1 protein-coding gene is annotated in these 882 nt (G+C 58.0%); it reads right to left on the bottom strand.

From position 1 onward, the window contains the following. On the bottom strand, nt 1-882 hold an 882-nt coding region (locus AC27K1_RS21590), incomplete at both ends, for a cadherin-like domain-containing protein (protein ID WP_487152862.1).

Raw genomic sequence — 882 nt, forward strand, 5'->3', positions numbered from 1 at the left:
TCACTGTTGTCTTCATTGGCGCTCGCCGTAACACCGGCGCTAACCGTGGGGAGATCATTGCTGCCGGTGATGGTAACAGCGGCGCTCTGGCTGACAACACCACCACGGCCGTCTGATATCTGGAAGGTATACACCAGCGTCTCGGTCTCGCCCAACGCCAGGAATTCATAAGCGCCCGGGTTCACCTGCAGATTATTGCCATTGTACGTAACCCCGCGGTCATCACCGCTGACCCGGCTGAGGTTAATCACGTTCAGGTCATCCGCAGCATCCACGTCAGTGGTGCCGGACAACAGGTCCACGGTAAATACCGCGTCATTCTCCCCCGCCCCTGACGTCACCGTCGCACTGACCTCCGGCCCGTCATTACTGCCGGTGATCGTCACCACGGCCTGCTGGGGAACAACCCCACCATTGCCATCGACAATGTTGTAGTCATAAGAGATCACGTTGGACTGGCCAACCGCCAGATAGTGATAGGCGTCCAGGTCTATCTCAAGACTGTTGCCGCTGACCGTGACACCTGCGTCATTCCCGCCCGTCAGCACCAGGCTGCCCGACTGTATATTCAGGGTATCCGAGGTATCGATGTCGCTGGCATGTTCCAGCAGATCGACCGTGATCGCGTCATTGTCTTCTGAATCGACGACAGCTACCGCAGAACTGACCTCGGGCGCATCATTGCTGCCGGTCACGGTTACCGTGGCGGTCTGCGACACGGTGCCGCCTTCGCCATCTTCAATGTTATAGCGGTAACTGATCACCGCCGTCTCATCCACCGCCAGGTGTTCATAGGCAGACGGATTCACAAACAACTGGTTGCCGGCAGGGGTAATACCCCGGTCGTCACCACTGACCAGGGTGATACTGCCTTCCTCTACG

The sequence above is a fragment of the Kistimonas ophiarachnellae genome (assembly GCF_057552235.1).